Below are 7416 nucleotides of genomic sequence, written 5' to 3'. Positions count from 1 at the left end.
GCGTAGTTGCGCTCGCCCAGCTTGTCGATCAGGCAGCCCTGCCCGCTGCTCGGCCGCGCGCCGATGCCCTGCACGTTGTTGGGATAGACGCAGCCATAGTCGAGCTGGTCGACATAGCCTTCCTGCCGCTTGTAGACGCCCGAGACGCGGCCGTAGAGCCCCTCGGCCAGCTTGAAGTTGGCGCTGCCGCGCAGGTCGACGCGCTGGCGGCTGCCGTAGACCGCCTCGACCGTGCCCGAATTCTCGTCGGTCGGCTTCTTGGAGAAGAGCTTGATCGCGCCGCCGATCGAGTTTCGGCCCGTCAGCGTGCCCTGCGGTCCGCGCAGCACTTCCACGCGGTCGAGGTCGAGCAGGTCGAAGATGCCGCCGGTCAGCGTCGCGTAGTAGACATCGTCGATGTACATGCCCACGCCCGGTTCATAGGCGGGGTTGAAGTCGAACTGGCCGATGCCGCGGATCGAGGCGCCGAGCGAGGAACCATAGGCACCGCCCTGCGCATTGAGCACCACGTTGGGCGCCTGCGCGGCGATCTGCGAAAGGTCGGTCTGGTTGCGCGAGGCCAGCAGGTTCGCGTCGATCGCGGTGATCGAAAGCGGCGTATCCTGCAGCTTCTGCGAGCGGAACTGCGCCGTGACGACGATTTCCTTGATGCCGCCGCTGTCATCGGCCGATTGCGCGGCGTCCTGCGGCTGGGCTTGCGGGGCCTGCTGTGCGCAGGCCGGAGCAGCCAGTCCGAGTGCCAGCGCGCAAGCGCTGCCAGCAGCGAGCAGGCGCACGAAATGCGTGGGTGTCTTCGCCATGGGTGATCCCCTCTCCTTGTGAAGCCCTCTGCGAGGCCGTTCTACCGTTTGTTAGTAAGGCATACTAATTTGCCCTTTGCAAGCCCCTTGCAGCGCGCGGTGCAGAGCTCTTTCGCACCGGTGCGTTGCGATCACACCGGTCGTGCAGCGCCCCTCTTGCCGTCCCGCGTGGCGAGCGCGATAAGCGCACGCATGGCCACCAAGCTCGCCAAGAATACGCCGCCCGCCCGCCATGATCTCGATCTGGGCGAAGATGCCGCGCTGCTCGTCGATCTGCTCAAGCTCGGCACCTTCATCGCGCGCCCGATGCGCGAAGGCTTAGCCGAGCCGATGGGGCTCAGCCCCAACGACCTCAAGATCATCCTCGCGCTGGGCGGCGAAGGCGAACTGGCGGGGCACGAACTCTCCGACATCATGGGCCTGCCGCCCATGAACGTGAGCCGCGCAATCGCCGCGCTGATGACCCGCGGCCTCGTTGAACTGGCCCCCGACGCCTCAAACCGCCGCCGCAAGCCGGTGCGGCTGACGGACGCGGGCATGGACCTGTTCCGCCAGACGATCCCCGCGATGGCCAAGGTCGGCGGGCACTTGTTCGCGGATTTCACGCACAAGGAACGCGCGGTGTTCCATGCGGCGGCGCAAGCGATTCTGGCGCGGATGACGGGGGGCTAGGGGCAAGCAGTCTGGTAGCCCTTCACCCAAATAGGTTTGAAAATCCATGGATATGCAAGAGCTTGACACACTGGCAGAACTCGAAAGGCTGGCCACTGCGAAACCTTGGTTCGTCAATCATCTCGATGACGACCTGTGCCAAGGCGCTGTTGCCGTTACGACCATTGCGCCAACTGGTCATATCGCCAGTATGCATTCAGGTAACTGGCCTTCACAAGCCGTCGTCGCAGCATGCCTGATCCAGTCTCCACCTTACGCCGTGCCAGCAGATGATCGCTTTGAGGAAAATGCACGACTGATCTCGGCGGTGAGAAACGCGTTGCCTGATCTGCTGAGGCTCGCCCGATTGGGCTTGCAGCAAAACAACTGATTAGGCGCTCGTCGCAGTGGTTAAGCCATATCGCCACCCAAAAGCCGCCGTCACCCCCGACTTGATCCGGGGTCCTGCTTCTGCAGCATAGGCTGCGTCTCGCCATACAAGCGGGACCCCGGGTCAAGCCCGGGGTGACGAGGACAATGGGTTGGCAGCCCCCTACTTGTCCTTCAGCGCCGCAAACGCTTCCAGCCGGAACGCTTCCGCCAGCACGGGATGCGCAAAGCTCATCGGCACTTCCTGCCGGTGCGGCCAGGTCGGGCGGTAGTTCTCTTGCGGAAGGATCACATCGGGCCCAAGCGGGTTCTCGGGATAGCACACAACGGCGGGTTGCAGGTGCGAGACGGTGTGTGCCCAGCCGGTCTCGTAATCGCCCTGCCACTGCATCAGGTAGTTGAGCCGCTTGATCTTCCACACGCCGTTCTCGCGCACGTAGTCGTTCTCGTAGATGCCCGATTCCCAGAACTGCTGCGGCACGTGATCGGGCTTGTTCGCCACCACTTCATCGTGCCAGCCACCCGCAAGGATGCCCCGGAAACGGCCCTTTGCGGTCTGCCGGTCGGGCGCCACGGTGATGACGTCCTGCAGCTGGAAATGGTCGAGCAGGAAGCCGTGGATCGGCCCGCGCTTGCCATCCGTAAACATGTTCTGGAACCACGTGCCGTAGAGCCGCATCACGCCGGCATGGCCGCGATATTCGCCCGAAAGGAACACCACAGCGCCATCTTCGGCAAACAGGCCTGCCACTTCCTCGGGGCGGTTGTAGTCGATGTAATAGCCATAGGCCATTTGCAGGCGGCGGATCGCGTTGACGTCCTCAAGCTCGCCCACGCGGTTTTCCAGCGCGGCAAGACGTGCTTCCAGATCAGACATTTATCCTGCTCCCTTCACTTCCCGCCCCGATTGTGGTTGCCGGAAATTTGTAAGCAAGGCTAACTAATCGTGAAACGATTGGCAATCGCCTCTGCTGCGGCCATGCTGCGGCAAAGGGGAGAGAAGAATGGATTCGAAGCGCGAGCCGACAACAGCCGAAATCCGCACCGTGATCGCGGCATCGGCGGCTGGCACGGCGTTCGAATGGTATGATTTCTATATCTACGGCACCTTGGCCCCGCTGTTCGGCAAGCTGTTCTTCCCCGGCTCCAGCCCCGCGGCGGGTTTCCTCCTCGCGCTCGCCACGTTCGGTGTGGGCTTTGCCGTGCGCCCCATCGGCGCGGCGATCTTCGGCACGTTCGGAGACCGCTTCGGCCGCAAGGTGACGTTCCTCGTCACCATCACGCTGATGGGCTTTGCCACCACCGCGATCGGCCTGCTCGGCACCTTCGCGCAGTGGGGCATTGCCGCGCCGATCCTCCTCGTGCTGCTGCGCGCGCTGCAGGGCCTTGCCGTGGGCGGCGAATATGGCGGCGCGGTGATCTATGTCTCCGAACATGCCCCGCCGAACAAGCGCGGCTTCTACACCGGCTGGATCCAGATCGGCGCGACCACCGGCTTCTCGCTCAGCCTCCTCGTCGTGCTCATCACCAACACGCTGGTGGGCCAGGCCGCGTGGGAAGTCTGGGGTTGGCGCATCCCCTTCATCCTCAGCCTCGTGCTGCTTGCCGTCTCGCTGTGGATGCGCCTCAAGCTGTCCGAGAGCCCGGTCTTTGCCGCGATGCAGGAAGCGGGCGAAGTCGCCAAGACCCCGCTGCGCGAGGCTTTCGCGACCCCGCAGCAGCGGCGGCGGCTGTTTTCCGCCATGCTGGGCGGCGCGGTGGGGCAGGCGATTTGCGGCTATGTCGGCATGATCCAGCTGCTCAATTTCATGCAGGTCTCGGTCCACATGGACCCTGTGCTCACCCGCATTCTGCTGATCGGCGTGCTCGTCACTCTGGCGCTCGGTAATACCCTTGCGGGCTGGCTTTCCGATTTCGTGGGGCGCAAGCCGGTGGTCATGGCGGGCTACATCATGTTCCTCGTCGTGCTGTTCCCCGGTTTCCAGCTGATCGCCGATCAGGCCAACCCCGCGATGGCCCGCGCTGCGCGCGAGCGTCCGGTGCTCGTCTCCGGCCCCGATTGCACCTACAATCCCTTCGCCCAGCACGGCCAGGCGAGCGCCTGCGGCAAGCTGCTCGATGCGCTCACCCGCACCGGCGTGCCCTATACCAAGCAGGACGCACCCGCAGGCGCACCGCCTGTCGTCAGCATCGGCGGCAGCCCGGTCGATCCCGCCGGGCTCGAGGCCGCGCTGAAGTCGGCGGGCTACACGCTCGATCCGGTCACCCCGCCCACCGGCAATCTCGTGATCATCGTGCTCGCCATGATCGTGATCGCGATCCCCGGTGTGCTTGCCTATGGCCCGATGGGCGCGTGGCTGTGCGAGCAGTTCCCCGCCCGCACGCGCTATTCCTCGCTCGCCACCTCATACAATTTCGGCGTGGGCATCTTCGCCGGGTTCATGCCGTTCATCGTTCAGGCCATTGTCGCGACCACCGGCAGCGTGATGGCGGGCTTCTGGTATCCCTTCATCATGGTCGTGATTGCCGCGGTCGTCGCTTTCTTCGGCCTGCCCGAAACCGCGGGCAAACGCCTCACTGAAAGCGAGAACGCATGAGCTTTGCAGGACAAGTCGCCTTCATCACCGGCGGCGTTACGGGCATTGGCCTCGGCGTCGCGCAGGCCTTCAGCGATGTGGGCCTGCGCCTTGCGCTGAGCTATCGAAATGAAGATCACCGTGCCCAGACCGCCGCGTGGTTTGCCGCCAAGGGCCGCGAGGCGCCGCTGTTCATCAAGCTCGACGTTACCGACCGCACCGCCCTTGCTGCGGCTGCCGCCGAGGTGGAGGCGCACTTCGGCGCGGTCCATGTCCTCGTCAACAACGCGGGGGTGAGCGTTTTCGGCCCGACCGACGAGGCAAGCTACGATGATTACGACTGGATCATGGGGGTCAACTTCGGCGGCGTGGTCAACGGCCTCGTCAGCTTCCTGCCGAAACTGAAAGCCGCGAGCGGGCGCCGCCATGTCGTCAACGTCGCCAGCATGGCCGCGTTCCTGCCGGGGCCACAGGCGGGTATCTACACCGCCAGCAAGTTCGCCGTGCGCGGCCTTACCGAATCGCTGCGCTACAATCTGGCGCCCCACGGCATCGGCTGCTCGCTCTGCTGCCCCGCGCTGACCCGCACAAATGCGTGGGATTCGGCCCTCAAGCGCCCCGCCGAATTCGCTGGCAGCGGCTTTGCCCCGGTGGAGCGCAGCGAGCTCGAACAGTTCGGCACCGCTTTCGAGGCCGGAATGGACCCGTACGAGGTCGGCACCAAGATCCTGCGCGGCATGGAGCGAGGCGACGGCCTCATCCTGACCCACCCCGAATTCGCCGACGATTTCCGCGAGATCTACGAGAAGAGCCTCGCCGCCCTGCCGCAGGAGGAAGCCCCGCCAGCCCGGCTCGAGATCGAACGCCTGCGCCGCGCGGCGATGGCGGCGGCCGAAGCGGGAACGGTGATCGGCCTTGCTGATCTGACGTGAAGCCGACCTGACGTGACAGGCGCTTGCATGGCTCGCTCGCCGCGATAGTCTGCACCCGCGCGCGCCATCCCAGCAAAAGGCCCATCCCATGTGTGACGAACAGACCGAAGCCGAAAACGCCCTGTGGCTCAGCCGCCGCCAGTTCAGCGCTGCAGGCGCAGGCGCCGCCGTGCTTGCTACCCTGCCCGGCTGCGGCATGGCGCAGGAGACCGCGGGCGTGAAGGGCCGCGCGGTTACCGTCACCACGCCCGATGGCAAGGTCGATGCCTGGTTCTACACGCCAGAAACCGGCAAGCACCCCGCCGTGATCATGTGGCCTGATATCGCCGGGCTGCGCGAAGCCTACAAGACGATGGCCGCCCGCCTCGCCTCAGCCGGCTACGCGGTGCTCGTGGTCAACCACTACTATCGCGGCGCCGTCGCGCCTGTCCTTGATTCGCTCCTCGCCTGGCGCACGCCCGAGGGACAGGCCAAGCTGAAGCCGCTGATCGCCGGGATCACCCCTGCCGGCACGATGAGCGATGCCAAGGCCTTCGTGGCGTGGCTCGACACGCAGGCCGAGGTCGATACCGCCAAGCGCATCGGCAGCTGCGGCTATTGCATGGGCGGGCCCTACACCGTCCGCACCGCTGCCGCCGTGCCGGACCGCGTCGGCGCCGCCGCTTCGTTCCACGGCGGCGGGCTTGTCGGTACGGAAGCGGATAGCCCGGTCAATCTCCTCGCAAAGACAAAGGCCGGCTTCCTTTTCGCCATCGCCCAGAACGACGATGCGAGTTCCCCGGGCGACAAGGACGCGCTCAGCGCCGCTGCCAAGGCCGCTGGCCGCCCGGCCGAGGTCGAGGTCTATGCGGCCCAGCACGGCTGGTGCACGATCGATGCCCCGATCTACGACAAGGTGCAGGCCGAAAAGGCGTGGGGCCGGATGCTCGAACTCTACGCCGCGAACCTCTAGGATCAGTCGGGCGCCGCGATCCACGCTTTCGCGGCGTCCATTTCCGACTTGGCAAATACCTTCATGCGCACCGGCATGATCGGCGCGATGAGCCACGCCATGACCTTTGCCCAGGTCAGATCGGTCACCACGGCAAAGTGGCTGAAATCGCGCAAATGGTTCCAGGTGAACACCTGATCGTCCCAGATCGCGCGTGGCGAGAATTCAGAGACGTCGTCCTCCAGCACATAGAGCGCCTTCAGCGGCCCATGCCCCAGCATGGCCTCGACCCGCGTCTCAAGACCCATGTAGTCCTCGTGCGTCAGCGGGCCGGAGGCAATGAGCCCAAGCGTATCGGCAGGCAGGCCTTCGATATAGGTGAACATGGCTGTGGTCCTTTCGCGCAGCAGGATCGGCAATGTGATGCCGCATGCACTCGCATGCCGCAAAGGGGGCTGCATTGACCCTGCTCAAGGCATTCTGCCGGGAAGATGCGCGGCAGCCATGCAACACTTGCTGGTACTTTTGGGTCGTCCTGGCGCCCACCTCTTCCAATTCCGGCCGGAAAGCCTAACCCAAGTTAGTGTTTCACGACCGCGCAACGGGCGCGGAGGGGACCGGCAGGACACGTCTGCCCATGCGCCTGTGGAAGTTGTCCTATATCAGCCTAGCTGTCGCCCCGCACGAGGAGGCGCTGCGGCAGGCGCACGAGATCTGCCTGCGATCGGAAGACCGCAACGCGCGCATCGGCATTTCCAGTGTCTTCACGCTGCACAAGGGCCGTTTTGCGCAAGTGATGGAAGGGCCGGAAACAGCGGTGCGTGCCCTGCTTGCGCGTATCAAGGCCGATCCGCGTCACCACAGTCTGACCGTCCTCGCCGATGGCCCGCTGGTTGCCCGGCGGTATGCCGGCTCGTCGATGAAGTTCTGCGATCCGAAGGCTTTCGTGACCGAACAGCTCAACGATATCCTTGCGCAAACCGCCGATATCGTCCGCGCCATGAAGACAACCTGGCACTAGAGCGTCGTGCGTTTAATCTGCAACGTATCCTGCTGCCTTGAGGTAGTTCCAGCATTCGTCTGGATGGTAGAGTTCGCAGATTGATCCGACGGCCTTCCACAGGGCATCGACTGTG

The 7416-nt window shown here is 64.7% G+C and carries 9 protein-coding genes and 1 pseudogene; 6 read left to right on the top strand and 4 right to left on the bottom strand.

Annotation, left to right across the window (positions count from 1 at the left end; translation table 11 throughout):
- The coding region (locus tag Q0082_RS11620; protein WP_298192679.1) for a TonB-dependent receptor plug domain-containing protein at positions 1-800 on the bottom strand (800 nt) is incomplete at its 3' end.
- Positions 801-992: 192 nt separating this feature from the next.
- Between Q0082_RS11620 and Q0082_RS11615 the strand changes: the two genes are divergently transcribed.
- Positions 993-1472, top strand: a complete 480-nt coding sequence (locus Q0082_RS11615; RefSeq protein ID WP_298192677.1) for a MarR family transcriptional regulator — start codon at positions 993-995, stop codon at positions 1470-1472.
- Between the two features lie 46 nt (positions 1473-1518).
- A complete protein-coding gene (locus tag Q0082_RS11610) occupies positions 1519-1842 on the top strand; it encodes a hypothetical protein (protein ID WP_298192675.1) in 324 nt (107 codons plus the stop codon).
- Positions 1843-2004: 162 nt separating this feature from the next.
- Here the strand turns inward: Q0082_RS11610 and Q0082_RS11605 are convergent, their stop codons facing one another.
- A complete protein-coding gene (locus Q0082_RS11605; protein WP_298192673.1) occupies positions 2005-2718 on the bottom strand; it encodes a nuclear transport factor 2 family protein in 714 nt (237 codons plus the stop codon).
- A 127-nt stretch (positions 2719-2845) separates the two neighbouring features.
- Between Q0082_RS11605 and Q0082_RS11600 the strand changes: the two genes are divergently transcribed.
- The 3 genes from Q0082_RS11600 to Q0082_RS11590 all read left to right on the top strand — a co-directional run bounded on the left by Q0082_RS11600 (position 2846) and on the right by Q0082_RS11590 (position 6301).
- Positions 2846-4438 carry an MFS transporter gene (locus Q0082_RS11600; RefSeq protein ID WP_298192671.1) on the top strand — a complete coding sequence of 531 codons (1593 nt, stop codon included), beginning with the start codon at positions 2846-2848 and terminating at the stop codon, positions 4436-4438.
- Positions 4435-5349 (top strand): SDR family NAD(P)-dependent oxidoreductase, encoded by a 915-nt coding sequence (locus Q0082_RS11595; RefSeq protein ID WP_298192669.1) that lies wholly within the window; start codon positions 4435-4437, stop codon positions 5347-5349. The genes Q0082_RS11600 and Q0082_RS11595 overlap by 4 nt, the downstream gene beginning before the upstream one ends.
- A gap of 88 nt (positions 5350-5437) precedes the next feature.
- Positions 5438-6301: a dienelactone hydrolase family protein gene (locus tag Q0082_RS11590; protein WP_298192667.1), complete on the top strand. Its 864-nt coding sequence runs from the start codon at positions 5438-5440 to the stop codon at positions 6299-6301.
- Between the two features lie 2 nt (positions 6302-6303).
- On the opposite strand, the gene Q0082_RS11585 is transcribed toward Q0082_RS11590, so the two are convergent.
- A complete protein-coding gene (locus Q0082_RS11585; protein ID WP_298192665.1) occupies positions 6304-6666 on the bottom strand; it encodes an STAS/SEC14 domain-containing protein in 363 nt (120 codons plus the stop codon).
- 251 nt (positions 6667-6917) lie between these two features.
- Between Q0082_RS11585 and Q0082_RS11580 the strand changes: the two genes are divergently transcribed.
- Positions 6918-7301, top strand: a complete 384-nt coding sequence (locus tag Q0082_RS11580; RefSeq protein ID WP_298192663.1) for a BLUF domain-containing protein — start codon at positions 6918-6920, stop codon at positions 7299-7301.
- A 12-nt stretch (positions 7302-7313) separates the two neighbouring features.
- On the opposite strand, the pseudogene Q0082_RS11575 reads toward Q0082_RS11580, so the two are convergent.
- Positions 7314-7416 (bottom strand): annotated as a pseudogene (locus tag Q0082_RS11575) (IS630 family transposase); the annotation flags it as partial.

Origin of the sequence: Novosphingobium sp. (genome assembly GCF_027489515.1) — a bacterium.
GTDB lineage: Bacteria > Pseudomonadota > Alphaproteobacteria > Sphingomonadales > Sphingomonadaceae > Novosphingobium.
Note: the sequence above shows the minus strand (reverse complement) of the source record. Positions and strands in the feature narration are given on the sequence as shown.

Coding starts and splice junctions, on each gene's coding strand:
- Q0082_RS11585 (WP_298192665.1), bottom strand. CDS start 6,666: ATGTTCACCTATATCGAAGGCCTGCCTGCCGATACGCTTGGGCTCATT.
- Q0082_RS11610 (WP_298192675.1), top strand. CDS start 1,519: ATGGATATGCAAGAGCTTGACACACTGGCAGAACTCGAAAGGCTGGCC.
- Q0082_RS11600 (WP_298192671.1), top strand. CDS start 2,846: ATGGATTCGAAGCGCGAGCCGACAACAGCCGAAATCCGCACCGTGATC.
- Q0082_RS11590 (WP_298192667.1), top strand. CDS start 5,438: ATGTGTGACGAACAGACCGAAGCCGAAAACGCCCTGTGGCTCAGCCGC.
- Q0082_RS11595 (WP_298192669.1), top strand. CDS start 4,435: ATGAGCTTTGCAGGACAAGTCGCCTTCATCACCGGCGGCGTTACGGGC.
- Q0082_RS11615 (WP_298192677.1), top strand. CDS start 993: ATGGCCACCAAGCTCGCCAAGAATACGCCGCCCGCCCGCCATGATCTC.
- Q0082_RS11580 (WP_298192663.1), top strand. CDS start 6,918: ATGCGCCTGTGGAAGTTGTCCTATATCAGCCTAGCTGTCGCCCCGCAC.
- Q0082_RS11605 (WP_298192673.1), bottom strand. CDS start 2,718: ATGTCTGATCTGGAAGCACGTCTTGCCGCGCTGGAAAACCGCGTGGGC.